Genomic DNA, 25,832 nt, shown 5'->3' with positions numbered 1-25,832 from the left:
AATGAATATCCTGATGGTACTGACATCGCACGACCAGCTCGGCGACACCGGCAAGAAGACGGGGTTCTGGCTGGAAGAGTTCGCCGCTCCTTATTATGTATTCAAGGATGCCGGGGCAAACGTGACCCTGGCCTCGCCGAAGGGCGGGCAGCCGCCGCTCGACCCGAAGAGCGACGAGCCCGATTCGCAGACCGAGGCGACGCGCCGTTTCAAGGCCGACCCGGCCGCGCAGCAGGCGTTGGCCAGTACGGTGACGCTCTCGAGCGTCTCGGCGGAACAATTCGATACCGTGTTCTATCCCGGCGGGCATGGCCCGCTGTGGGACCTGGCCGGCGACCGCGACTCGATCGGGCTGATCGAAACCATGTTCGCGGCCGGCAAGCCGGTGGCGGCGGTCTGCCACGCGCCGGGCGTGCTGCGCGACACGAAGGGGCCCGACGGCGCCTCGCTGGTCAGCGGCAAGCGGGTCACCGGGTTTACCAATACCGAGGAAGCGGCGGTCGGGCTGACGGAAGTGGTGCCCTTCCTGGTCGAGGACGTCTTGGTGCGAAATGGCGGCAAGTACAGCAAGGGGCCGGACTGGCAGCCTTATGTCCTGACCGATGGCATCCTGGTGACGGGGCAGAATCCGGCGTCGTCCGAGCCTGCCGCGCACGCCTTGCTGCAGCTATTGCAGGCGCAGAAGCAGCGTTGATGCGCGAAAACTGGCGAATTGCCAACTGTCCCCAAAAAGCGCGCGGTCGGTTATAATGGCCGCTGGCGGGCCCCTGCGCATTGTGGCATGGTTTACCTGGTCAGGTCGGGAACGAAGCAGCCAAAGCCGTTCACCGCAAGTGCCGCAGATCAGGCTCGCCTCCTCATTCGAGCAATCGTCACAAGCTCAAAAAAGCTGCCCTCGGCAGCTTTTTTGTTTTCTGCGCCTACTGCGCGTCAATTTCCGCCTGGAACGGCCGTTCCGACAGTGCTACCAGCGGGTTTTCCTTCAACAGCCCTTCATCGATATTGAGCCGCAACTGGTGCTTGGGGTCGGTCGCGTAGCGCCTGTCGCCGGCCCTGGTCTTGATCGTCAGCTGGGCCGGCTTGTCGAACTTGAAAATCACCGAGTTCATTGTCGGCACGAACATGCTCATTGCCCCGGCTACCTTGCCAATCGCGGCGTTGGCCTGCGGCACACTGCCCATCACGCTCGCGTAATGCCACTGTGTCGCTTCGGGCAGGACAGCGCCGAGGTCGAAGCCAATGCTCATCTTCTCCCCAACCGGCAGGCTGGTCCAGATTTTGGCGTCGTTCGCCAGCCACTTGGGGTTCGGCACGACCAGGGCCAGGCCGCGCGCGTCCAGCGGTATGGGATGGCGGGTGGCGCCATCGACGACGGTCAGCCGCACGTCGGCAGGCTTGATCGCCTTGTTGACGGGATTCAGGCGCGTGTAGAGCTGGAGCTTGTCGCGCTCGGCGGCGGGCAGCGCATGGAACTTGTCCAGCCTGACCGTTTCGACCAGCTTCTTGTAAGGGATCCATTCACGCTCTTGCGCCTCGGCAGTGAAGGGGAGGGCAAGCACCAGCAGGAGGTGCGCGGCAAGCATTTTCTTCATTACCAGTTTCCATTTGTCGAAAAGCAACAGTCTACGTGAACTGCTTGTTACTGGCTACATTGGCAGCGACCCTGGCACTGAATGCGCGTCTTGGCAGTGGCTACCAAGTGATCAAGCAATTTCGTCAATTAACGTTGCAAATCGTCCAAAAGCGGCGTTGTTTGCTCGCGTGTTGGTCGATTCTCTGTTGTAATGTTGCCCTTAATCAACAAATTCAACAAATGAGGAAACGACAACCATGAATCCGCAAGTCGACGCAGCACTATGCCGCACCTGGCGCCAGGCAGACCGCCTGATGGTGATGATCTTGTGGGCCATGTTCGCAGTCGCCCTGGCCTTGTCCGCCCTGCACGATACGCTGGTGTGGGCGTTGGTGGTCGGCATTCCGGCGGCGCTGGTGCCGACGGTGCTGGCCTGGACCGCCGGCGGCACGCGCGCCAGCCGCATGGTGACCTCGGTGTCCCTGATCGTGATGTGCGCCCTGCACATCCACCAGGGCGGCGGGCGCGATGAGCTGCATTTCGGCCTGTTCGTCGCCCTCGCTTTCCTGCTGTGCTACCGCGACTGGACCGTCATCGTCGCCGCCGCCGCCGTGACGGCCTTGCACCACCTCAGTTTCAATTATTTGCAGGAGCTGGGCTATGGCGTGCGCTGCTTGGAAACGCCCGGCATCGGTATCGTGCTGGTGCATGCCGGCTATGTCGTCGCCGAAACGGCAGTGCTGTGCTTCCTGGCCATGCAGCTGCGCCGCGAGTCCCTGCGCGAGGCCGAACTGCGCGCCACCGTCACGGCGCTGCAGGCGGCCGGCGGCACCATCGACCTGCGCGCCCAGTTGCCGGCGATGAGCGACAGCGGGCGCGCATTGCAGGACGTCGTGCGCCTGTTGCAGCGCGCCCTGGCCAGTGTCCAGTCCAGCGTGCATACGACCAGCGCCGCCTCGCACCAGATCGCGCAGGGCAATGCCGAGCTGTCGCTGCGCACCGCGCGCCAGGCCGAGGCGATCCGGGCCACGGTCGACTCGATGGCCGAACTCACCAGCACCGTGCGCAGGAACGCCGACCATGCCCGGCAAGCCGATGCGCTGGCTGGTTCGGCGTCCGGCGTGGCCACGCGCGGCGGCCAGGTGGTGGCGCAGGTAGTCGAGCGCATGGAGGCGATCGACGCCTCGTCGCGCCGCATCGCCGACATCATCGCGACCATCGACGGCATTGCATTTCAGACGAATATCCTGGCGCTGAACGCGGCGGTCGAAGCGGCACGGGCAGGCGAGCAGGGCCGGGGTTTCGCGGTCGTCGCCAGCGAGGTGCGCAACCTGGCCCAGCGTTCGGCCGGCGCCGCGCGCGAGATCACGACCCTGATCGGGGAATCGGTCGCCCAGGTCAGCGCCGGCAGCACGCTGGCGCAGCAGGCCGGGCGCACGATGGACGAGGTGGTCGAGAGCGTGCACCGGGTCTCGGGCATCATCGGCGAGATCAGCAGCGCAAGCCACGAGCAGGCCCAGGGCATCGCCGCCATCAGCGAGGCGATCGGCGCCATGGACAGCGACACCCGCGAGAGCGCGGCGATGGTGCGCGACGCGGCCGAGGCGGCCGGCGCGCTGAAGCACGAGGCCGATCACCTGGCCGAGGTCGTTGCCGTGTTCCATCTCGACAACAGCGGCGGCGCCGGCAAGCGTCCCGCGCTGCTGGCTGCCTGAGAAGGAGGGCCTCAGCCGTCGAATGTGGGCGCGAGCGCCCAACTGCGGTAAAATCCTGGTATGTCCTATCAAGTCCTCGCCCGCAAATACCGTCCCAAGAACTTCGAAACGCTGGTCGGCCAGGAGCACGTCGTGCGCGCGCTCACGCATGCGCTCGGCACAGGCCGGCTGCACCACGCCTACCTGTTCACGGGTACCCGCGGCGTCGGCAAGACCACGCTGTCGCGCATTCTTGCCAAGTCGCTCAACTGCACCGGCCCGGACGGCGCTGGGGGCATCACGGCCGCGCCTTGCGGCGCCTGCGAAGCCTGCCGCGCGATCGACGCCGGCCGCTTTGTCGACTATATAGAGATGGACGCCGCGTCGAACCGCGGCGTCGACGAAATGGCGCAGCTGCTCGAGCAGGCCGTGTACGCGCCCAGCAACGCACGCTTCAAGGTCTACATGATCGACGAGGTGCACATGCTGACCAACCACGCGTTCAACTCGATGCTGAAAACGCTCGAGGAACCGCCCGAGCACGTCAAGTTCATCCTCGCCACCACCGACCCGCAAAAGATCCCGGTCACGGTGCTGTCGCGCTGCCTCCAGTTCAACCTGAAGCAAATGCCTCCCGGCCACATCGTCGGCCACCTCGACAACATCCTGGGGCAGGAAGGCGTCAGCTTCGAGCAGCCGGCCCTGCGCCTGCTGGCCCAAGGCGCCCATGGCTCGATGCGCGACGCGCTGTCGCTGACCGACCAGGCCATCGCTTATGCCGCCGGTGCCGTCACGCTCGAGGCCGTGCAGGGCATGCTCGGCGCGCTCGACCAGTCCTACCTGGTGCGCCTGCTCGACGCGCTGGCGAATGAAAACGGGGCCGACCTGCTGGCCGTGGCCGACGAGATGGCCAGCCGCAGCCTGTCCTATAACGGCGCCCTGCAGGACCTCGGCACCTTGCTGCACCGGATCGCCCTGGCACAGTCGGTGCCGGCGGCGGTGCCGCAGGATTTGCCGGAACTGGCCGACATCCTGCGCCTGGCCGGGCTGTTCGACCCGCAGGAAGTGCAGCTGTATTACCAGATCGCCGTGCACGGGCGCAACGAGATCGGCCTGGCGCCGGACGAGTACGCGGGCTTCACCATGACGCTGCTGCGCATGCTGGCGTTTCGGCCAGGGCAGGGCGGCGCCGAGCGCGTCGCGGCCCCGGCTTCCGCTGCAGCGCCGCGTGGTCCGGCACCGGCGGCGCGTGCCGCTTCGGCGGCCGCTGCCAGCCAGGTGTCGAGCCAAATCGCAAGCCAACCCGCGAGTCAAGCCGGCGCGCCGGTACGCCCCGCTGCGCCGCCGCCGGCCGCATCTGCGCCAGCGCCGCAGCAGGCGCCTGCCGCCAATCCGGCGCCGGCCATGAATTCCGCCCGCGCGGCGATCAACGCGGCCCTGGAAGCGGCGCGCGCCGCTTCGGGCCAGCGTGCGCCGCCCAAGCGGCCGGGCGCGGATGGCGCTGTTGAAGGCAAACCCGCAGGCGGTTCGCCTGCGGGTTTGCCTACTGCGCCGGCCGCCGCCGCTCCCGCCCCGGCACGCCCGATCAATGTCGGCCCCGCTGCGGGGCCGGGCGGTTCCGGCGCCCATGCGGCTGCACCGGCTGCCGGCGCGCCGCCGACCGTGGGTCCGCGCCCCGGGGCCTCGCCGCCCTGGGATCGTCCGGGCGCGCAGGCCGAGGCACGCCAGCAGCCGCAGGCGCGCGCCGGCAATGAAGCCGCGGGCGAGGACGAGCCGCCATCCTGGGTCACCGAGTTTTCCGAGGATACCGCCGTCGCCAACGAAGCCTCGGCGCAAGCCGTCGCTGCCCCGGTGAGCGTGCCGACCACTGCGCGTGCGCAAGCCAGGCCGCCGCACGAGTATGTCGTCACGCCGGTCCCAGGACTGGACTGGGACGGCAACTGGCCGGCGCTGGCCGCAACGCTGCCGCTGCGCGGCGTGTCGCAGCAGCTGGCGCTGCAGACGGAACTGATCGATTGCCATGCCGACGCCGCCGCCAATGCGGGTTCGGCCATCTTCCGCCTGCGCGTGCCGGTCGACACCCTGCGCGCCAGCGGCAACAGCGAAAAGCTGCAGGCCGCGCTGCAGGAGTGCTTCCCGGGCAAGCGCATCACGGTCGAGACCGAGATCGGTCCTGTCTGGTACACGGCGGGCGCCGAGGCCAAGGCCGCGCGCGAAGAGCGCCAGCGCCAGGCCGAAGCAGTCGTTGCCGGCGACGCCTTTGTGCAGGAAATGGAACGCACACTGGGCGCCTTTGTCGTGCCCGGCTCGGTGAAGCCGCCGATCGCCTGACCACTTTTTTAACGATTATTGGAGAACCACATCATGATGAAAAACCAGCTCGCAGGCTTGATGAAACAGGCGCAAGCCATGCAGGACAACATGAAGAAGGCGCAGGAGCAGCTGGCCCTGATCGAAGTCGAAGGCCAGTCCGGCGCCGGCCTGGTGAAGGTCACGATGACCTGCAAGAACGACGTCAAGCGCGTGCAGATCGACCCGTCGCTGCTGGCCGACGACAAGGACATGCTGGAAGACTTGGTCGCCGCCGCCTTCAACGACGCCGTGCGCAAGGCCGAAGCGACCTCCGCCGAAAAGATGAGCGGCCTGACCGCCGGCATGCCAGGCCTGCCGCCCGGCTTCAAGATGCCGTTCTGATGAGCGCGCCTCAAGCAGGGGATTGCGCCTGATGTCCAAGTCGCTCGACTTCCTGACCGAGGCGCTGCGCCGGCTGCCGGGCATCGGGCCGAAATCGGCCCAGCGCATGGCCTTCCACCTGCTGCAGCACGACCGCGAGGGCGCGGCGATGCTCTCGCGCGCGCTCTACCAGGCGGTCGACACGGTGCACCACTGCGCCATGTGCAACACCTTCGCCGACACCGAGATCTGCGACATGTGCGCCGACGACGCGCGCGACCATGCCATGCTGTGCATTGTCGAAACCCCGGCCGACCAGATGATGATCGAGCAGACCCTGACCTACAAGGGCCTCTACTTCGTGCTGATGGGGCGGCTCTCGCCGCTGGACGGCATCGGTCCGAAAGACCTGCACCTCGACAAGCTCATCGCCCGCGCGGCGGATGGCGTCGTCGGCGAGGTCGTGCTCGCGACCAATTTCACCAACGAGGGCGAAGCCACCGCCCACTACATCAGCGAAATGCTCAAGGCCCGTGGCCTGAAGGTCAGCCGGCTCGCACGCGGGGTTCCCGTCGGCGGCGAACTCGAGTATGTCGACGCGGGCACCATAGCGCGCGCCATGCTCGACCGTCGTAGCGCATAATCATCTTGACAAGAAACCCGGTGGCCCGAAGCGGCGCTTAGCCGTTTGCGTGTGCTCAATCCGCACCATCGGTCCGCTGCTATCGTGGCCCCATTCAAGCGGATCTGCGAGCATGCACCTAGTTGATATCACGATGTTCTACGCCGCTGAAGGCAACGGCGTGAGCACCTACCTGAACGCCAAGGCACGCTGGCTGGCGCGTCACAGCCGCGTCAGGCACACCATCCTCAGTCCGAATGTCGACAGCGGCGGCGAAGCGCCGGCCCTGGTGCGGGTACCCGCGTTCGCGCTGCCCGGAATTAACGGCTTTCGCATGCCGACCTCGGTGCGCGCACCCACTAAACTGCTGCGCCAGGCGCGGCCGGACCTCATCGAAGTGGGCGACGCCGGCCACAGCGCCTGGGCGGCGCTCAAGATGCGGCGCCGCCTGGGCGTGCCCGCCATCGCCTTCTACCATTCCGATTTGCCGAGCCTGGTGCGGCCGCGCTTTGGCCAGACGGCCGAGGGTGTCACCTGCAAATACCTGGCCCACCTGTACCGCCAGTTCGACCTCGTGCTCGCGCCAAGCCGGGTGATGGTCGAGCAATTGCATGAGATGGGCGTGCACGACGCGCGCCACCAGCCGCTCGGCATCGATTCGGGCGTGTTCCACCCCTCGCGCCGGATCGAGACCCTGCGCGCGCACCTGCGCCTGCCCGAGAATGCCCGGCTGCTGGTCTACGCCGGGCGCTTCACGGCCGAAAAAAAACTGCCGCTCCTGATCGAAGCCGTGCGCAAACTCGGCCGGCCCTATCACCTGGTCATGGTCGGCGGCGGCCTCGACTTGCCGCGCTACCCGCAGATCACTTATCTGCCGTTCAAGCACAACCAGCGCCAGCTGGCGCGCCTGCTGGCCAGCTGCGACGTGCTGGTGCACCCCGGCGACTGCGAAACCTTTGGCCTGATCGTGCTGGAGGCGATGGCCTGCGGCCTGCCGGTGGTGGCCACGACCGGCGGCGGCGTGGCCGAGCTGGTCGACGACCAGACCGGCATCCTGGCCGAACCGAATTGCGTGGACAGCCTGGCCGGCGCCATCGAAGCGATCTACGAGCGTGACATGGCGCAGCTGGGCGCGAATGCACGGCGCAAGGCGGCCGAGTGCTACGACTGGAACGAAATCCTGCCCCAGGTGATGCGCCGCTACCACGGCGTGCTCGGCACGCGCGGGCAGGATGAACCGGGGTCGCGGGGGATCTGTGTCACCGACTGATTTGCCCGGTTCCGGCGCCGGCGCACCTGCGCCCATGCTGTGCGTGTCGATCCACGACGTCGCGCCCGCCACTTGGGACGAGTGCGCGCGCCTGGCGCAGGCCCTGCGCAGCGTCGGCGACATTCCCCTCAGCTGGCTGGTGGTGCCGCATTATCACGAACATGCGCAGGAGCGCGGGCAGGGGCATGACGACGGGCGCATGCATGCCGGACTCGACGCGGCAGTCGCGCGCGGCGACGAGCTGGTACTGCACGGCTATACCCACCTCGACACCGAGCGCCCGGCCGGCGGCATGCGCGAACGCTTCCTGCGCGGCGTGTACACGCGCAGCGAAGGCGAGTTTTCCGCGCTGCCTGCCAGCGAGGCGCGGCGTCGCATCGAACTCGGGCTCGAATGGTTCTGGGCGCGCGGCTGGCAGTCGCCCGGTTTCGTGGCGCCCGCCTGGCTGCTGGGGCCGGGGGCCTGGCAAGCGCTGCCCGATTTCGGTTTTTCCTATACGACGACCTTCACCCGCTTTCACCTGCTGCAGGAAGGCCGCTCGGTGTTCTCACCCTCGCTCGTGTACACGGCGCGCAACCGCAGCGGGCGCGCGCTGTCGCCCGTGGCCGGCAGCATTGCCGCACGCTTGCTGGCGCGCGCGCCGCTCATGCGGCTGAGCCTGCATCCGCCGGACGTGCGCCATCCGCGCCTGGTGGCGCATGCGCAGCGGCTGGTCGAGCGCCTGCTGGCCTCGCACACGGCCGTCACCAAAGCGGCCTGCGCAGACAGGCTGCGCGAAGCCGCCGCGCACCTGCAGCCCGGCGCCAGGCCGCACCGCTCCTGAGCGCGGGGCCTGAACTCAGGGCCCTGCGCGCCTTGCCGGTTTACCAGCCCCGTCCCCAGAACCCGCCGCCCCAGTAGCGCGGCCCCCATGCGCCATAGCCGGCATGGGTGCCGTAGCGCTGCACCTCGTCCTTCGTGCTGAGGCTGATGATGCAGTTTCGCCACGGGTCGGATTGCTGCGCATAGCCGAGCCGGTCGCAGGCCGGTCCGTAGACGGCGATCAGTTCCGCCATCTCCGCTTGCTTCTTCGCCGCCCGCTCCTGCGGGGTGGCGCAGGCGCCCAGCAAGAGCGCCGCTGATAGAACAATCAAGGTACGCATCGCCGACTCCTTTTTCGGTAGCTTTCACTGGTTCCGAGCTTAGCGCAAGTAACAGAACACTGCTCGATCCGCGCCAATCGGACGGAGCCACAAAGGCCGGGGGAGGCCCAGGATTCGTGGCGGACCGCGCTTTCGCGACCGTGGTTTTTCTGGCAAGCTGTCTGGAATCAACAAGAACAAGAAGGGGAGGGGAGCATGCGACCGCGCCGCTGGCAGGCCTGGGCCTTGCGCGTCCTGGCGGCGGTCGCCGGGCTTGCCCTGCTGGCGCTGCTTGCCGCCTGGTTTTACCTGCGCGCCAGCCTCGCGCAACTCGACGGCCGGGTGGCGGCACCGGGCTTGCGTGCGCCGGTGACGATTGCCCGCGACGAGGCCGGGGTGCCGCTGATCCGCGGGCAGAACCGCCTCGACCTCGCTTACGCCACCGGCTTCGTGCATGCGCAGGAGCGTTACTTCCAGATGGATCTGCTGCGCCGCACCGCCGCCGGCGAGCTGGCCGAGCTGTTCGGCCCGCGCGCGTTGCCGCTCGACCGCGCGCGCCGGCTGCACCGCTTCCGCGCGCGGGCGAGGGAAGCGCTGGCGGCGCTGTCGCCGCCCGAACGCGCTTTTGTCGAGCGCTATGTGGCCGGCGTCAACCACGGCCTGGGGCAGCTTGCCGCCCACCCCTTCGAGTACCTGCTGTTCGGGGCGCCCCCCGCGCCCTGGCGCGAAGAGGATTCGCTGCTGGCCGTGTGGGCGATGTACATCGACCTGCAAGGCAACCAGGAGCCGCGCGAGCTGGCGCGCGGCTGGCTGCGCGACCACAGCAATCGGGGCCAGCTCGCCTTCCTGCTGCCCGAGGCCAGCCGCTGGGATACCCCGCTCGATGGTGCCGCGGCGCCGCCGCCGGCGCCCTTGCCGCCAACGGCCCCCGCCTGGTGGGGCAGGCCGCGCACGGCAACCGTGCAGCTGGCAGCGATCGACATCGACCATGCCGTCGGCAGCAACAACTACGCGATCGCCGGCAGCCGCAGCACGACAGGCGCCGCTATCGTCGCCGACGACATGCACCTCGGCCTGCAGTTGCCGAATATTTGGTACCGGCTGGCGCTGGGCTTTCCGGGCGGGCAGGGAGGGCAACGGCGCCTGGTGGGCGTGACCTTGCCCGGTGCGCCGCCCCTGATCATCGCCGGCAGCAACGGCAAGGTGGCCTGGGGCTTCACCAACAGCTATGGCGACTATTTCGACCTGGTCGAGCTCGGCGTCGACGCTGCGCGTCCCGGCCAGGTACGCACGCCCGGCGGCTGGGAGCGCCCGGTCGAATGGGTCGAGACGATCGCCGTGAAGGGCGCCGAGAGCGAGCGCCTGGTCGTGCGCGAGACCAGCGTCGGGCCGATCCGCGTCGTCGGCACGCAGCGTTACGCGCTGCACTGGGTGGCGCATGCACCCGGCGCCGTCAACCTGAACCACCTGCAGCTGGAAGGCGCGGCGAGCCTCGACGCGGCCTTGTCGATTGCCGCCACCAACGGCATCCCGGCCCAGAATTTCGTCGCCGGCGACGCCGCCGGCAACATCGGCTGGACGATTGCCGGGCGCCTGCCACAGCGGGCCCGCGGCGGCATCGAGACCAGCTTTCCCTTGCCGGCCGGGACCCCGGCCTGGAGTGGCCTGCTCGCGCCGCAAGACTATCCGCGCATCGTCAATCCGCCGGGCGGCCAGCTCTCGACGGCGAACAGCCGCACCCTGATGGGGCCGGGCAGCGCGCTGCTGGGCGATGGCGGCTTCGACCTCGGCGCGCGCGGCAGCCAGCTGGCCGAGGGCCTGCGCCGGCTCGGAAGCCGCACCGACGTGCCGCAGGCGTTCGCGGTGGCGCTCGACGACCGCGCGCTGTTCATCTCCGGCTGGCGCGAGCGCGCCCTGCGCGTGCTGGACGCTGCCGCGACGAAGGGCCATCCGCGCCGCGCCGAATTGCGCCGCCTGCTCGAGACGAGCTGGGACGGCCGCGCCAGCGTCGATTCGCGCGGTTACCGGCTGGCGCGCAACTTCATGTGGGCGCTGCACGACCTGCTGTTCGGCAGCGCCAACGAACGCATGGCGGCGCTGGACCCGAAGGCGGCGATGGCGCTGGCCAATCCGCGCTGGCCGGCCGTCGTGGCGCGCTTGCTGGACGAGGCGCCGCCCGGCTGGCTGCCGCCCGGGATGCCCGACTGGCGCGCGGTACAACTTGCCGCGATCGACCGCGTCATCGCCGACCTCGACCGCGAAGGCGTGCCGCTGGCGCAGGCCAGCTGGGGCGCGCGCAACACGGCCGCGTTCGCGCATCCGATCGCGCTGGCGGTGCCGGCGCTGGGCGGATGGCTGGGCGTGCCGCGCGACCCGCAGCCCGGCGACGCGCACATGCCGCGCGTGGCCGGGCCGCGCTTCGGCCAGTCGGAACGGATGACGGTCTCGCCCGGACGCGAGGAAGAGGGGCTGTACAACATGCCCGGCGGGCAGAGCGGCCATCCGCTGTCGCCCTTCTTCCTGCGCGGGCATGCCGAGTGGGTGCGCGGCACGCCGGTGCCGCTGTTGCCGGGGCCGGCGCGCACGACCTTGCTGCTGGCGCCGGCCCGCTGAGTGGAGGACCTGTTTACTTAATTGCCGGCAGCGCCGTGTGCAGGGGGCCCAGCATCAGCGTCATCGCATCGGCGCTCGAAGGGTGGCCCAGGAAGTAGCCCTGCACCATGTCGCAACCGTACTGCTCGAGCAGCAGCAACTGCTCGTCGGTCTCGACGCCTTCGGCCACCACCGCCATTTTCAGGCCGTGCGCCATGGCGATGATGGCGCGCGTGATGGCCGCGTTTTCCGAATCCTGGGGCAGGCCCGAAATGAAACTGCGGTCGATCTTCAGCGCGCGCACGTCGAAGCGCTTCAGGTAGTTCATCGACGAGTAGCCGGTGCCGAAATCGTCGATCGACAGGTAGACGCCGATGCCGCGCAGGCGTTCGAGCGTGGCGAGCGTCGCCATCGCGTCGTCCATCAGCGTGCCTTCGGTGAGCTCGAGCTCGAGCAGCTTCGGGTCGAGTCCGGTGTCGTCCAGGGCCGAGAGCACGATCTGGGACAGGTTCTCGTCCTTGAACTGCTTGGCCGACAGGTTCACCGCCATGCGCACCGGCCGGCGCGGCAGGCCCTGCCAGAGCCTGGCCTGGTTGCAGGCCGTGCGCAGCACCCATTCGCCGATCGGCACGATCAGGCCGGTCTCCTCGGCCAGCGGAATGAACTCGGTCGGCGAGATGATGCCGCGCTCCGGATGGCGCCAGCGCACCAGCGCCTCGACACCGACGATTTCCGACGAGCGCACGTCGAGCTGCGGCTGGTACAGCAGGTACAGCTCGTTGTTCTGCAAGGCCTTGCGCAGGCCCACCTCGAGCTTCACATGGCTCATGATCTGCATCGTCAGCGAAGAGCTGTACAGCTTGGCGTTGTTCTTGCCGCAGTTCTTGGCGTGGTACATCGCGGTGTCGGCGTACTTGAGCAGCGAATTGCAGTCGTCGCCGTCTTCCGGGAACAGCGAAATACCGATGCTGGCGGTGACGAAGATCTCGTGCCCTTCGATCAGGAAGGGGCGGCGCATCGCTTCCTTGACCCGGTGGGCGACGTTGAGCGCATGCTCGACCCGCTCCAGGTCGGGAATCAGGATCGTGAATTCGTCGCCGCCGAGGCGCGCCAGGGAGGACGATTCAGTCGAAGCACCGCCATGCGACGCGTCGCCGGGGAGAGCTTCACTTCTCGACACCAGGTCGCTCGGGCGGATCGTCTCGCGCAGGCGCTCCGAGACGATTTTCAGCAGGTGGTCGCCGACGTTGTGGCCGAGCGTGTCGTTGATGCGCTTGAAGGAGTCGAGGTCCATGAACAGCACGGCGAACTTCTTGTTGCCGACCTTCGAGCGCTGCAGCTCGCGCTCGAGCGTCTCGAGGAAAGCCTGGCGGTTCGGGATGCCGGTCAGGCTGTCGCAATAGGCCAGGCGCCGGATCTGCTCCTCGGTGCGCTTCCTCTCGCTGATGTCGCGTACCAGGCCGAGCACCTCGGAGGGACCGGTGGCCACCAGGCGCGCTTCGAAATGCTGGGTTTCGCCGAAGCGCACCAGTTCATACTCGACCGAGCGCACCTGCTCGGTGCGCAGCACCTCGGCCAGCTGGGTCATCACGCGCGCGGCGATCTCCTGCGGCAGCACTTCGGTGATGTGGCGGCCGACGCAGCGCTCGCTGGTGAACGGCACCGCGTCCTCCATGGCGCCGTCGCGGCGCCGCGGCAAGCCGCGGCCCTGCAAGCCGTTCATCCTGCCGCGGCCCGGCTCATAATCGAGGTAGAAACCGTCGCAGTTCATGCGAAAGAAGGTGTCGGGGATCGCCGCCAGCACGGCGCGGTTCTGGGCGTCGGCGATGCGCAGGCGGGCGATGGCGTCGCTGGCGCGCAGCACGTACAGCACGCGGTGGCCGAGGATCGGCCAGTTGATCGGCTTCGAGACGAAATCGGTGGCGCCGGCCTCGTAGGCGCTGGTGACGGCTTCGACGTCGTCGCCGCCGGTGACCATCACGATTGGTACCGAGGCGCCCGGTCCTTCGGCGCGGCGGATCGCGCGGCAGGCGGAAAAGCCGTCCAGGTGCGGCATCTCGACGTCCATCAGGATCAGGTCGGGGCGGCGACTTGAGGCGAGGACGACGGCTTCGCGGCCGTCCTGAGCCTCGATACCATTTAATCCCACCTGCTGCAGCATTTCCAGCATCAGGAGGCGCATCACCGGATCGTCGTCGGCGACCAGCACAGTTCCACGGATAGCGCGTTGTGGGGCAGGGGAGGCTGGCATCATGTTTCCTTCTCTAGCATGGCATTGAGCGAGTGCTGGACCGCCTGGAATTCCTGTTCCATGTCGGACAGCAGGTCGGCCGCACCGATGACGCTGGCGCTGCGGCCGAGGTGTTCGAGGTCCTTGCACAGGCGCGCGAGGGTGTCGGCGCCGACGTTGGCGCTGGCCGACTTCAGGCTGTGGGCGACGCGGCGCACGGTATCGGCGTCCTGCCCGTCGACCGCCCGGTGCAGCGCCTGCAGCTGGCGCGGCGTGTCGCCGACATAGGCGGCGATCACCTTCTGCACCAGGGCGTCGCCGCCCAGCTGGCTGAGCGCGCGGATCTTCTCGAGCGCGCCGGCGTTGATGACGTCGCGCTGGATCACTTCGCGGGTTTCCGCTGGCAGCGTCGGCGGGGCCTCGTCGTGGTGCACGCTGGCCGAGAGCGGCAGCGCCATCCAGCGCCCGACCACGGCGGCCAGCTCGGCCTGGGTGAACGGTTTCGACAGGTAGTCATCCATGCCGGCGGCCAGGCAGGCTTCGCGGTCGCCCTGCAGGGCGTTGGCCGTGATCGCAATGACCGGCAGGGTGCGTGCGCGGCCGGCCTCCGTTTCCTCGTGCCGGATCGCCGCGGTGGCGGCAAAACCGTCCATCACCGGCATCTGGCAATCCATCAGCACCGCTTCAAAATTGTTGGAGCGCACCGCCTCTAACGCTTCGAAGCCATTCTGCGCGACGTGCGCCTGCAGGCCCAGGCTCTCGAGCATGGCCTTGGCCACTTCGACGTTGACCGGATTGTCCTCGGCCAGCAGCACGCGCCGCACGCGCGGCTTGCCCGCTCCTGGCTGACCACTGCGCGCATTTCCATCCTGCGCGGGCGGGGGCAGGAACTGCGCGGCTGGCGCGGTGACGCCGCGCGGACGGGTGCCGAGGCAGGCGAACAGGTCGGCCGCGCGCGCCGGCTCGATCAGCTGGTAGGCCACGCCCGCCTCGCGCCGCTGGACCGGATCAGCCGCCAGCCGCTCGGGGCTGAGCAGGATCAGGCGCGTCGGCCGCGTGAGCGGGTCGGCCTTGATCGTCGTGGCCAGCAGCAGGCCGCTCGACTGCGTCAATTCCATGTCGATGACCGCCGCGTCGAAGGGCCGGCCGGCGCCGGCGGCCGAGCGCAGGCGCGTGACTGCGTCGAGGGCCGACACGGCGCCCTCGCAGGCGACGTTCCAGGCTGCCAGGTGGCGTTCCAGACCGACGCGGCTGGTTTCGTTTTCGTCGACCACCAGCACGCGGATGCCTTCGAGGGTGTGCAGCTGCTCGCTGGGGGCGTCAGGGTCGACCCGGCGCTTGTCGAAGCTGACCGTGAACCAGAACACGGAACCCTGCCGGGCGCCGTTGTCGACGCCGATCGCCCCGCCCATCAGTTCCACCAGCTGCTTCGAGATCGCCAGGCCCAGGCCCGTGCCGCCGAACTTGCGGGTGGTCGAGTCGTCGGCCTGGGAGAAGGCTTCGAACAGGCGACTGCGCGCCTCGCGCGAAATGCCGATGCCGGTATCGATCACCTCGAAGCGCAGCATCACGGCCTGGCTGTCCTCGGTGGCGACGCGCACCCGTGCCTCGATCCGGCCCTGCTCGGTGAACTTGATGGCGTTGCCGAGCAAATTGGCCATGATCTGGCGCAGCCGGTTCGGGTCGCCGCAAATGGCCACCGGGATGTCGTTGGCGATGTCGAAATCGAGCGCGATGCCCTTGTTCTGGGCTTGCGGGGTGTAGACCGTGTGGATGTCGTCGAGCAGGTCCCACAGGTTGAAGTTGATGTATTCGATGGTGAGCTTGCCGGCCTCGATCTTGGAAAAGTCGAGGATGTCGTTGATGATGACCAGCAGATGCTCGCCCGAGCGCTTGGCCAGGCGCGTGTAGTTGCGCTGGGTCTCGGAGAGGCTGGTACCGAGCAGCATTTCGGTCATGCCGAGCACGCCGTTCATCGGGGTGCGGATCTCGTGGCTCATGGTGGCCAGGAAGGCGCTCTTCGCGCGGCTGGCAGCCTCGGCCGCGTTTTTGGCGCGCTCGAGCTGCTCGGTGCGCACGCTGACCTGGCGCTCGAGTTCGTCGCGGTGCAGGGTGAGGGCGGCGCCGCGTCCCTCGATCTGCGCCAGCATGTCGTTGAAGCTGTCGATCAGCATGCCTAGTTCGTCGGTGCGCTGGTGCGCGACGCGCAGCGTGTAGTTCTGGCTCTCCGACACCTTGCGGGCCGCCTCGATCAGTTTCGTGACCGGGTCGGCGATGCTGTGCGTGAAACGCCGCGCCAGCACCATCGCCACCAGCAGGGACACGCACATCGCCGCGCCCGCCACGCCGACGCTTTCCCGGATGTCGCGCCACATTGGCAGCAGGTCGGCCTCGATCACCAGCACGCCGACCTGCGACTGGCCGCCCATCACGGGCAGGTACAGGCGCATGCGCGGCGACCACAGGCGGCTGCCCGCCAGGTTGGCCGCGGCCAGTTCCTCCGCGCCGGACACCTCCAGCATCGGCTGCGGCTTGCCGCCCACGTGCGCGGGCGAGTTGTAGGAGGCGAACAGGCGGCCGCGCTTGTCGTAGAGCGCGGCCAGCGAAATGTCTTCCTTGGTCTTGAGCGCGGCCAGCAGGGTGCCGGCCAGGCTGCGGTCGTTGAACACGAGCGCGTCGGCGCTGTTGACGGCCACCACGCCGGCCAGCGACGATAGCTGGGTGCCGGCTTCCTCGCGGTGATTGAATACCGAGGCGACGGCGAAGGCGACGAAGACGAACAGCAATGCCGTGCCGGTCGAGAGCAGGGACATCATCGTCAGTTTTCGGTTCAGGCTGGAGCGCGCTAGATTCGGCATGGAGGCAATGTGCAGGAGCAGCATGGCGATGCGGGCCGGCGCCCAACGGCTGCGCACCTGCCCTCCTTGCAGAAATGCAAATTCCTGCAAGAAAAAATATTACTTGGGAGGGCGGGGGACGGCTTTGCGTTGGCGCAAAGCGGTTGGTATGGGGAAAGTTGCGAAACTACAGGGATCGAGCGGAGGGACGTGGGTGGACGGGAGAACCCGTCCACCTTTATGGATGCTGCATGGTGTATCTACTAGCAACACCCCCCGCTACGCCCCGAGCCATAGCGCGCTTCCTGGCGCTCGCGGAAAAACTCCTCGTAGGTCATCGCGGGCTTATCCGGATGCTCGCGCTCCATGTGCGCGAGGTAGGTGTCGTATTCCGGCAGGCCGACCATCAGGCGCATGCTTTGCCCGAGGTAGCGGCCGGCCTGTGCAAGGGTGGCGAGCATCACGGCACCTGTGGCGAAACGCCGGCCACGAACGGCGATTCCTTGGTCGTCGGGTTGCCGCTCTTGCGGGCGTCGATCACCGTGCGGATGCCGTAGTACAGCACCGCCAGCACCACCACCATGAAGAAGCCGGCCAGCGCGGCGTCGAGGTAGTCGTTGAAGATGATGCGCTCCATTTCGCCGATGGTTTTGGCCGGTGCCAGCACCTGGCCCTGGTCAAGCGCCGCCTGGAACTTCTGCGCGTGGGCGACGAAGCCGATCCTCACGTTTTCGTGGAAGATCTTTTGCCAGCCGGCGGTCAGGGTGCAGATCAGCAGCCAGATGGTCGGCACCACCGTGACGAAGGCATACTTGCCGCGCTTCATCTTGAACAGCACGACGGTGCCGAGCATCAGGGCGATACCAGCCAGCATCTGGTTGGCAATGCCGAACAGCGGCCACAGGGTGTTGATGCCGCCCAGCGGATCGACCACGCCCTGGTACAGGAAGTAGCCCCAGGCCGCCACGCACAGGCCGGTGGCCAGCAGGTTGGCCGGCAGCGACTCGGTGCGCTTCAGGGCCGGGGCAAAGGCGCCCAGCAGGTCTTGCAGCATGAAGCGGCCGGCGCGGGTACCCGCGTCCACCGCGGTCAGGATGAAGAGCGCCTCGAACAGGATCGCGAAGTGGTACCAGAAGGCCATCATTGCCGGGCCGCCGATCACGTTCGACAGGATGTTGGCCATGCCAACGGCAAGCGTCGGCGCACCGCCGGCACGCGAAATGATGGTGTGCTCGCCGACGTTTTTCGCCGTTTGCGTAATGGTGTCGGGCGTGATCACGAAGCCCCAGTTCGACACCGCCGCGGCGGCCGACTCGGCAGTGGTGCCCAGCAGCGCCGCCGGCGCGTTCATCACGAAATAGATGCCCGGGTCGATGGTCGAGGCGGCGACCAGGGCCATGATCGCCACGAACGACTCCATCAGCATGGCGCCGTAGCCGATGAAACGGGCATGGCTTTCGTTCTCGATCATCTTCGGCGTCGTGCCCGAGGAGATCAGCGCGTGGAAACCCGACACCGCGCCGCAGGCGATGGTGATGAACAGGAAGGGGAACAGGTTGCCCGACCAGACCGGGCCGGAGCCGTCGACGAAGCGGGTCACGGCCGGCATCTGCATGTGCGGGGCGACCAGCAGGATGCCGATCGCCAGGCCGACGATGGTGCCGATTTTCAGGAACGTCGACAGGTAGTCGCGCGGGGCCAGCAGCAGCCAGACCGGAATGACCGAGGCGACGAAGCCGTAGCCGATCAGCATCCAGGTCAGTTCAGGACCGGTGAAGGTGAACATCGGGCCCAGGGTAGGGGATTCGTGCACCCACTGGCCGCCGATGATGGCCAGCATCAGCAGGATGAAGCCGATGATCGAGATTTCGCCGATGCGCCCGACGCGCACATAGCGCGAGTACACACCCATGAACAGCGCAATCGGGATCGTTGCCATCACGGTGAAGGTGCCCCATGGCGAACCGGTCAGCGCCTTGACCACGATCAGCGCCAGCACGGCGAGGATGATGACCATGATCATGAAAGTACCAAACAAGGCGATCACGCCCGGGATCTCGCCCATTTCCGACTTGATCAGGTCGCCCAGCGAGCGGCCGTCGCGGCGCATCGACATGAACAGGACGATGAAGTCCTGCACGGCGCCGGCGAAGACCACGCCGGCCAGGATCCACATCATGCCCGGCAAGTAGCCCATCTGCGCGGCGAGGACCGGGCCCACCAGCGGCCCGGCGCCGGCGATGGCGGCGAAGTGGTGGCCGAACAGCACGTACTGGTTGGTCGGCACGTAGTCGAGGCCGTCGTTGTATTTGTAGGCGGGGGTCTGGCGGCCGGGGTCGAGGCCCATCACTTTCGTGGCGATGTAGAGGCTGTAAAAACGGTAGGCGATGAGATAAACGCAGACCGCGGCGGCAACCACCCACACGGCATTGATTGACTCGCCACGGCGCAGGGCCACATAGGCAAGCGCACCAGCGCCCAGGAGTGAGATCGCCGCCCAGCCGAGTTTGTTTCCGAGGCTTTTCATGGTGTCTCCAAAGGTTTTTCTGATGAGGTGCGGCGCATCCGCCACCCGGCACGGCAACGGGATGACGCAAGGCCGACCCGAATTCGCACGTATCTTGCACTATTAGGTAAAAGGCAAGCGCATGATTCTAACCGGAAGGTGATGCCATACTGTCTACGTATTAATACCTAGCTTGTGCATACATGTGTATCCATAAGGAAACATTTTGTGTTGCTTTTAGTTAAAGGCTCGACTAAGATGGTTCGACTGACCACATGGAAGACGCCCGATGGCTGTGCCGGACTCGAACCCATTTCCGCCCGTTTGCCTGCACCCCGTCGCCAACCGGCAGAACGGGTGGGTCGCACTGCTCATTGAGACCGCAACGGGACCGGTCACGCCGGACACCTTGGGAACGCTTTTCGGCAACGCCGACCTGCTGGCTGCCATCGCTCCGCTCGACTGCGTGCTGCGCCTGGACGCGCCTTCCATCCTCACTCCGAACCTGCTGTCGCTGCTGCCGCCGAACCGCGTGGTGCTGGCTTTCGACGCCGCCGCGCTGGCGCACGATGGTGCGCAGAAGCAGATCGCCGCGCTGCACGAGCGCGGCTACCGCCTGATGCTCGATGGCGCGCTGCCACCAAGCGTGCTGCGCCCGAGCGCCGCCCCCGCCGTGGCGCTCGACTGCCGCGACGGCGCACCGCCTCCCTCCAGCCTGCTGCCTTCTTTCGGCCCGCACCTGGCGCGCCGGGTCGACAGCGCAGGGCGTTTTGCCGAATGCGCAAGGGCCGGCTTCGACTGGTTCAGCGGCGCTTATCCGTTCGATGCCGCAGGAGGGCAGGGCCAGGACGGCACCTCGCGCCGGCGCCTGCTTGGCCTGCTGGCCTTGCTGGCGCGCGACGCCGATTCGCGTGAACTCGAACTCGTGCTCAAGCAGGATCCGGTACTGTCCTTCCACCTGCTGCGGCTGGTGAACTCGGCCGCTTTCGCCCTCAACACCCCGATCACCGGCTACGTCCAGGCGATCGCCGTCCTCGGCCGGCGCCAGCTGCAGCGCTGGCTGCAGTTGTTGCTGTACGCGGGCGGTTCCGCCGATGGCCTGCCGAACCTGCTGCTGCCGCTGGCGGCGCTGCGCGCCGGCCAGCTCGAGATGCTGTGCAAGGCCGAAGGCGGCGAGCGCGACGAGCAGGACCTGGCTTTCATGACTGGCGCCTTTTCCCTGCTCGACCGTCTGCTCGGCATGCCGATGCAGGACATCGTCGGCGACCTGCGCCTGCCTGGCCACGTCGAGGCCGCGCTGCTGGAGCGCTCCGGCGCGCTGGGCGAGCGGCTGCGCATGGCCGAGCATGGTGCGGACAGCGACGCGCTGCGGGCGGCCGGCATCGACGGCGCCACCTGGTGGGCGAGCCTGCTGCACGCCCACCACTGGGCCATCCAGGTGAGCCGCAATGTCTAGCGCGCTGGCGGTGAACGGCAAGGGCTTGCGCCAGGACTCAGGTGGCGACTTCGTTGCCTGCAGCGCGGCCCTGGGCGCGGCCGTGACGCGCCTGCGCGGCGATGCATTGACCGAAGAGCTGGGTCGCATCGCGCGCATGCTGCTGGCCAGCCCCGCGGGACGCTTCCTGCCGGCCGACCCGCTCGATCCCGCACCCGAACCGTGCGTAACGGCCAGCGGCACGCTGGTGCACGAGATCCACCTCGATGGCAGCTTCTACGGGTGCTATGAAGTAGCCGGGCGGCCTGACTACGACCTTGAGGACCGCCGCCTGCTCGCCGGCCTGGCCGCCCTCACCGGCACCCTGCTGCAGGTGCATTCGCTGGCCCAGCGCGCGACGCACGCCTATGCCCAGGTCGAAGGGCAGCTGGCGCAGCAGTCGCAGATCCTGGACCAGATCCACGAATCGGTGCTCACGCTCGACCTGATGGGCTACATCACGAGCTGGAACGGCGGCGCCGAACGCCTGTTCGGCTATTCGGCACTGGAAGCGGTCGGCCACAACATCCTGTTCCTGTATGCCGACGAGGACGGGACGGACGACATGAGCCAGCCCGACGCCTTTGCCGAAGGGGGCGGGCGCATGATGGAAGTACGGCGCAGGAAAAAGTCGGGCGAAGTCTTCTGGGCCAGCCTGTCGCTCACCCCGCTGCGCGACCTCGACGAGCGCCCGGTCGGGCTGATCGCCTACCTCACCGACATCACGGAGCGCAAGCTGGCCGAAGAGCGCCTGCACCACCTCGCGTATTACAACGAACTGACCGGGCTGCCCAACCGCACCCTGTTCGCGCGCCTGGTGGACCAGGCGCTGATGGTTGCGCAGCGCAACGACGCGGCCGGCTGCGTGCTGTTCCTCGACCTGAACCGCTTCAAGCTGGTCAACGACACCCTCGGCCGCCGCGTCGGCGACGAGCTGCTGCGCCAGGTCGCGGGCCGCCTGCGCGGCACGCTGCGCGAAGAAGACGTGGTGGCGCACCTGTCCGGCGACGAATTCGCCGTCGGCCTGTTCGACATCCGCCAGCATTTCGAGGCCACCACGGTGGCCCAGAAACTGCAGGCCGCCCTGGATGCGCCATTCCTGATCGACGGCCACGACCTGCGCGTCGGCGCCAGCGTCGGCATCAGCGTCTACCCGCAGGACGGCATGGATGCCGACACGCTCCTGCGCATGGCCGACATTGCCATGGCGCGCGCCAAGGAGGGGCATGCGAACCCGGACCGCAGCGTCGCCTTTTACGGTGTCGAGATGAACCAGGGCATGCACGAGCGCATGTACCTCGAATCGGGCCTGCGCCACGCGCTCGGCCATGGCGAACTGCTGCTCTACTACCAGCCGAAGTTTGAAATTGGCACCGACAGGATCGTCGGGGCCGAAGCCCTGGTGCGCTGGGCGCATCCGGAGCGCGGCCTGGTGCCGCCGATGGACTTCATCCCGCTGGCCGAAACGACGGGCCTGATCGTGCAGGTGGGCGAATGGGTGCTGGAGCAGGCCTGCGCCCAGGCGGCCGAGTGGCAGCGCGCCGGCCTGCCGCCGCTGCGCCTGGCCGTGAACGTGTCGGCCCGCGAGTTCACGGCCTCGCTGCCGGAGCGCGTGGCTGCCACGCTGGCGCGCTATGCGCTCGATCCCTGCTGGCTGGAGCTGGAAATCACCGAAAGCACGCTGATGCACGACATCGACCGCGTGATCGGCATCATGGACCGCATCAACGCGCTGGGCGTGGCCCTGTCGCTGGACGACTTCGGCACCGGTTACTCGAGCCTGTCCTACCTGAAGCGCTTCCCGATCCACACCCTGAAAATCGACCGCTCGTTCACGACCGGCATCCCGAACGACGCCAGCGACTGCGCGATCGCCAGCACCATCATCAGCATCGGCCGCCAGCTTGGACACCGCGTGATCGCCGAGGGCGTGGAGACGCTCGAACAGCTGGCCTTCCTGCGCGACTCGGGCTGCGACGAAGTGCAGGGCTACCTGTACGCGGCGCCGTTGCCGGCCGCGCGCTTCGAGCAGGGGCTGCGGGAGAACTGGTTGCTGGTCTAGGGTCTTCCTGTGCCGATACACTGCCGCCGGCAGAGTGATTTATGTATAATGCCTGTCTTCACAGGAAGCGTGGCCGAGTGGTTGAAGGCAGCAGTCTTGAAAACTGCCGACGGGGGAACCCGTTCGTGAGTTCGAATCTCACCGCTTCCGCCAAGCATACTGAACAAGAGCCCAACACTTTGGGGCTTTTTTTCGTCTTTTCACAGGAGAAGTTTGAAAATGGCTCCTCGAGTCAGGCCAAGTCATCCTGCATCCGGTCGCCACGTCTCCAGCGCCACCCGCGCAGCCTCGTAACCCGCCTGCACGACCGCTGCCTGTGCTTCCTTGGCGGCGATTCCCGGGACGGTGATCGTCGGGGCAATCAGGAGGTCGGCCTCGGCCATTTCAGGAGCCGCGACGAGGCAGCTTTGGGTTCGCATCACATTACCCAGGACAGCGGGAATCGATATCCCATCGGTGCGCGGACCGTGGCAGTAGATCTCCACCGCGATGACGATGTCGGCGCCCATCGCGCGAGCGAAGCGGACGGGTACGAGACTGGTAACGCCACCGTCGACCAGGTAGCCGGCGCCGTAGGCAACTGGAACGTTCACCCCGGGAACCGCCGATGATGCCTGGATGGCCCGGCCAGCAGAGCCCTGATCGATCGAGACAGGCTGGCCGCTGTTCAAGTCAGTCGCCACCGCGGCGAAACGGATGGGAAATGATTCGATCGGCACGTCCTGTGTTACCGAGCCAATCCATTTCGCCAGATTGTTTCCACGAATGAGCCCGCTCGAACTCAGCGTGAAATCCATGAGTGAACTGATCTTTACATCTTGGGTAGCCAGTTGGATCTGGTCCGGCCCCAGTCCACTGGCATAGGCGGCGCCAACGACCGCACCTGCAGATGTACCGACGACGATCGTTGGCTTGAAGCCCGCCTCTTCCAGCGCCCGTATTGCTCCAACATGCGCGAAGCCACGTAGCCCACCCCCGCCCAGGACCAGTGCTATCACCGGACGCCGGCTGTCCGGAGACACAACTCGCTTGGTGGCACGGATTTCATGCAAGCGATGAGGTGCGAGTTCATCCGACGTCGCGGTTACGCTATTCGCGCAGCCGATCATCGCCACCGTAAAGGCCAGGATGGCGAGGATGCCGGCGCTTCTTCTCTTCGTGCGAGTCATCCCTCACCGCGCCTGAGGAAGTGCAATGGCATCGTCGCCCGCCGGATAGCGCAGGGTTGCGGCTGGATCGTTCGCCGCATGCCAGACTGCTTCCGCTACCGCAGCCTCAGTGGTCACGGCTGCCGCCGCACCGAAGGTGGCGAAGATTGACTGCGCGTACGCCATGTAAGGCCCGGGAATCAGCCCTTGCATGCGTTCTCCTCCGTTCGCAGCGAAACGAGTGCTTGGACCGTATCCGGGCTCGATCAGCTTGACCCGTACATCGAATTGCGCGAGCTCGAGCGCCAGCGATTCGGTGAATCCTTCGATCGCCGTCTTGCTTGCAGTGTAGGCAGCGACGAGGGGGAACGGAACCATGGTCGCGGTCGAGGTAACGTTGATCACTAGTCCGGACCTGCGCGTTCTGAACTGGGGCAAGACGGCTTGGGTCATCGCCATCGTGCCGAAGGTATTCGTTTCGAAGACCTCGCGAACGGTGTCCATCGGGGTTGCTTCAAACGCGCCGAACAATCCTATCCCCGCATTGTTGACCAGGACGTCGATGGGCCCGGCTAGCTCGAGGGCATGCTGGACGCTCGCGCTCCTCGTTACATCCAGGGGCAGGACACGCAGTCGATCGGCATGCGCCAGGATCTCCGGCCTCGGCGTGCGCATCGTGGCCACGACATTCCATCCTTTCGCGTGAAACAGACGTGCGGTTTCAAGACCGTAACCAGAGGAACAACCAGTGATCAGAATCGTTTTCATTGCATTGCCTTTCGTGCGGTGGGTATGCAAGGACTTTACAGGGGCGGGTCTGGATTAGCTATAATCCCAAGTCCAGATATCGTTTGCGAGAGTCCTGTCATGGTCGATCCACTGGCGGAGGTCATTACCCTGTTCAAGCCCCGTGCCGTCTTCTCGAAGGTCATCGGCGGCGCTGGATCCTGGGCTGTACGCTATTCGCAGTTTGGCGAACCGAGCTTTTGCACGATGCTGGACGGCGAATGCACGCTCGCGGTCGATGGTCAACAACCGGTGCTGTTGAAAGCTGGCGACTTCGTTCTGCTGCCTGCGACGCCAGGCTTCACCTTATCGAGCTCCGACACGGCTGCGCCGATCCTGATGGATCCGGCATCGGCCAAAGCGGAGGAGGGCGAGATCCGCCATGGCAGGCAGGATGGGCCGGCCGAAACCCGGATGCTCGGCGGCTACTTCGCCTTCGATTCGCCGGACGCGGGCCTGCTGGTCTCGCTGCTTCCGGCACTGCTGCATATCCGGGGCGTCGAGCGGCTCAAGCTATTGGTCCAGATGGTAAGGGAGGAGTCGCTCGAACAGCGGTCGGGCCGGGAGCTGGTTCTCGGCAGGCTCGTCGAAATCCTGCTCGTCGAGGCATTGCGCTCGACCTCCGCTCATGAGGCGACACCCGGCCTGCTCCGCGGTCTTGCAGACGCCCGACTGGGCGCGGCAATCCGGCACATGCACGGAGATCCTGCCCATCCCTGGACGGTAAGTGAATTGGCTGAGAAAGCTGCACTGTCGAGATCGGCATTTTTCGAGCGTTTCTCGCGCGGAGTGGGCGTGGCACCGATGGAGTATCTGCTCGCCTGGCGAATGGCGCTCGCGAAAAATTTGCTCCGTCAGAACAAGTTTGCCTTAGCCGAAATCGCTGAAAGAATAGGTTACGGCTCGGCGAGCAGCTTCAGCACTGCTTTTAGTCGCCACGTAGGAATTCCCCCGAGCGCCTATCTTGGAATGCAGTAGTCTGATGAGGTAGCAGTCACGAGAGGTACGTCATGACGACCGGCACCGGGAACCGGTATTGCTGTTGAGCTAGCGACTATTGTAGGCCGGAACTGTTCAGCCTTGAAACCAGTCTTATGAATATCGCTTGCCAGCACCGAGAGGGGCGGCCATTCCGGCAGGCGGGGCAGCCTGCGCCGGCCCCGCGTAAGAAATCCGTAAGGAAACAGGCACATTCTGCGAATTGTTGTGCCGGTTCGCCAACCGGAGGAAGTTTTGCTCAGATC

19 protein-coding genes, 1 tRNA gene and 1 other RNA gene are annotated in these 25,832 nt (G+C 66.8%); 13 read left to right on the top strand and 8 right to left on the bottom strand.

Annotation, left to right across the window (positions count from 1 at the left end; genetic code table 11):
- Position 1: 1 nt before the first annotated feature.
- Together ACFPN5_RS05285 and ffs are read left to right on the top strand one after the other, a co-directional pair.
- A complete protein-coding gene (locus ACFPN5_RS05285; protein ID WP_379780831.1) occupies positions 2-694 on the top strand; it encodes a type 1 glutamine amidotransferase domain-containing protein in 693 nt (230 codons plus the stop codon).
- 64 nt (positions 695-758) lie between these two features.
- An RNA gene (gene ffs / locus ACFPN5_RS05280) (signal recognition particle sRNA small type) lies at positions 759-857 on the top strand.
- 63 nt (positions 858-920) lie between these two features.
- On the opposite strand, the gene ACFPN5_RS05275 is transcribed toward ffs, so the two are convergent.
- On the bottom strand, positions 921-1,592 hold the full coding sequence (locus ACFPN5_RS05275) for a hypothetical protein (protein ID WP_379780829.1): 672 nt from the start codon (positions 1,590-1,592) through the stop codon (positions 921-923).
- Positions 1,593-1,830: 238 nt separating this feature from the next.
- Here ACFPN5_RS05275 and ACFPN5_RS05270 point away from each other — a divergent pair, with 238 nt between their 5' ends.
- The 6 genes from ACFPN5_RS05270 to ACFPN5_RS05245 all read left to right on the top strand — a co-directional run bounded on the left by ACFPN5_RS05270 (position 1,831) and on the right by ACFPN5_RS05245 (position 8,655).
- Complete coding sequence (locus ACFPN5_RS05270; RefSeq protein WP_379780827.1) at positions 1,831-3,288, top strand: methyl-accepting chemotaxis protein; 1,458 nt, start codon at positions 1,831-1,833, stop codon at positions 3,286-3,288.
- A gap of 60 nt (positions 3,289-3,348) precedes the next feature.
- Positions 3,349-5,598: a DNA polymerase III subunit gamma/tau gene (locus ACFPN5_RS05265; protein ID WP_379780825.1), complete on the top strand. Its 2,250-nt coding sequence runs from the start codon at positions 3,349-3,351 to the stop codon at positions 5,596-5,598.
- Between the two features lie 33 nt (positions 5,599-5,631).
- Complete coding sequence (locus tag ACFPN5_RS05260; RefSeq protein WP_193686481.1) at positions 5,632-5,961, top strand: YbaB/EbfC family nucleoid-associated protein; 330 nt, start codon at positions 5,632-5,634, stop codon at positions 5,959-5,961.
- A gap of 31 nt (positions 5,962-5,992) precedes the next feature.
- Positions 5,993-6,583, top strand: a complete 591-nt coding sequence (gene recR, locus ACFPN5_RS05255; RefSeq protein ID WP_379780823.1) for a recombination mediator RecR — start codon at positions 5,993-5,995, stop codon at positions 6,581-6,583.
- A 112-nt stretch (positions 6,584-6,695) separates the two neighbouring features.
- Positions 6,696-7,832, top strand: a complete 1,137-nt coding sequence (locus ACFPN5_RS05250) for a glycosyltransferase family 4 protein (protein ID WP_379780821.1) — start codon at positions 6,696-6,698, stop codon at positions 7,830-7,832.
- Complete coding sequence (locus tag ACFPN5_RS05245; protein ID WP_379780819.1) at positions 7,819-8,655, top strand: DUF2334 domain-containing protein; 837 nt, start codon at positions 7,819-7,821, stop codon at positions 8,653-8,655. Before ACFPN5_RS05250 ends, ACFPN5_RS05245 begins: the two co-directional genes overlap by 14 nt.
- A gap of 40 nt (positions 8,656-8,695) precedes the next feature.
- Here ACFPN5_RS05245 and ACFPN5_RS05240 read toward each other — a convergent pair whose 3' ends face one another.
- A complete protein-coding gene (locus ACFPN5_RS05240; protein WP_379780817.1) occupies positions 8,696-8,974 on the bottom strand; it encodes a hypothetical protein in 279 nt (92 codons plus the stop codon).
- 195 nt (positions 8,975-9,169) lie between these two features.
- On the opposite strand from ACFPN5_RS05240, the gene ACFPN5_RS05235 reads away from it, so the two are divergent.
- Complete coding sequence (locus ACFPN5_RS05235) at positions 9,170-11,566, top strand: penicillin acylase family protein (protein WP_379780815.1); 2,397 nt, start codon at positions 9,170-9,172, stop codon at positions 11,564-11,566.
- Between the two features lie 13 nt (positions 11,567-11,579).
- Here the strand turns inward: ACFPN5_RS05235 and ACFPN5_RS05230 are convergent, their stop codons facing one another.
- The 4 genes from ACFPN5_RS05230 to ACFPN5_RS05215 form a co-directional block, all read right to left on the bottom strand.
- Entirely contained in the window at positions 11,580-13,796 is a 2,217-nt protein-coding gene (locus ACFPN5_RS05230; RefSeq protein ID WP_379780932.1) for a putative bifunctional diguanylate cyclase/phosphodiesterase, read from the bottom strand.
- Positions 13,796-16,633 carry a response regulator gene (locus ACFPN5_RS05225; RefSeq protein ID WP_465263163.1) on the bottom strand — a complete coding sequence of 946 codons (2,838 nt, stop codon included), beginning with the start codon at positions 16,631-16,633 and terminating at the stop codon, positions 13,796-13,798. Before ACFPN5_RS05225 ends, ACFPN5_RS05230 begins: the two co-directional genes overlap by 1 nt.
- 242 nt (positions 16,634-16,875) lie before the next feature.
- Positions 16,876-17,073 (bottom strand): YbdD/YjiX family protein, encoded by a 198-nt coding sequence (locus ACFPN5_RS05220; protein ID WP_379780811.1) that lies wholly within the window; start codon positions 17,071-17,073, stop codon positions 16,876-16,878.
- On the bottom strand, positions 17,073-19,139 hold the full coding sequence (locus ACFPN5_RS05215) for a carbon starvation CstA family protein (protein WP_379780809.1): 2,067 nt from the start codon (positions 19,137-19,139) through the stop codon (positions 17,073-17,075). The genes ACFPN5_RS05220 and ACFPN5_RS05215 overlap by 1 nt, the downstream gene beginning before the upstream one ends.
- A gap of 388 nt (positions 19,140-19,527) precedes the next feature.
- Between ACFPN5_RS05215 and ACFPN5_RS05210 the strand changes: the two genes are divergently transcribed.
- From ACFPN5_RS05210 to ACFPN5_RS05200, 3 genes are all read left to right on the top strand, one after another.
- Positions 19,528-20,574 (top strand): HDOD domain-containing protein, encoded by a 1,047-nt coding sequence (locus tag ACFPN5_RS05210; RefSeq protein WP_379780807.1) that lies wholly within the window; start codon positions 19,528-19,530, stop codon positions 20,572-20,574.
- Complete coding sequence (locus tag ACFPN5_RS05205; RefSeq protein WP_379780805.1) at positions 20,567-22,654, top strand: putative bifunctional diguanylate cyclase/phosphodiesterase; 2,088 nt, start codon at positions 20,567-20,569, stop codon at positions 22,652-22,654. Before ACFPN5_RS05210 ends, ACFPN5_RS05205 begins: the two co-directional genes overlap by 8 nt.
- Before the next feature lie 63 nt (positions 22,655-22,717).
- A tRNA-Ser gene (locus ACFPN5_RS05200) sits at positions 22,718-22,807 on the top strand.
- Positions 22,808-22,896: 89 nt separating this feature from the next.
- Here ACFPN5_RS05200 and ACFPN5_RS05195 read toward each other — a convergent pair.
- Positions 22,897-23,823, bottom strand: coding sequence for a patatin-like phospholipase family protein (locus tag ACFPN5_RS05195; RefSeq protein WP_379780803.1), 927 nt, complete (start codon positions 23,821-23,823; stop codon positions 22,897-22,899).
- A gap of 3 nt (positions 23,824-23,826) precedes the next feature.
- Positions 23,827-24,570, bottom strand: coding sequence for an SDR family oxidoreductase (locus ACFPN5_RS05190; protein WP_379780801.1), 744 nt, complete (start codon positions 24,568-24,570; stop codon positions 23,827-23,829).
- A gap of 99 nt (positions 24,571-24,669) precedes the next feature.
- Between ACFPN5_RS05190 and ACFPN5_RS05185 the strand changes: the two genes are divergently transcribed.
- Positions 24,670-25,566: a cupin domain-containing protein gene (locus ACFPN5_RS05185; protein WP_379780798.1), complete on the top strand. Its 897-nt coding sequence runs from the start codon at positions 24,670-24,672 to the stop codon at positions 25,564-25,566.
- Positions 25,567-25,832 lie beyond the last annotated feature (266 nt).

Origin of the sequence: Massilia niabensis (genome assembly GCF_042655085.1) — a bacterium.
GTDB classification, from domain to species: Bacteria; Pseudomonadota; Gammaproteobacteria; order Burkholderiales; family Burkholderiaceae_D; genus Telluria; species Telluria niabensis.
This window is presented reverse-complemented; position numbering and strand designations above follow the sequence as displayed.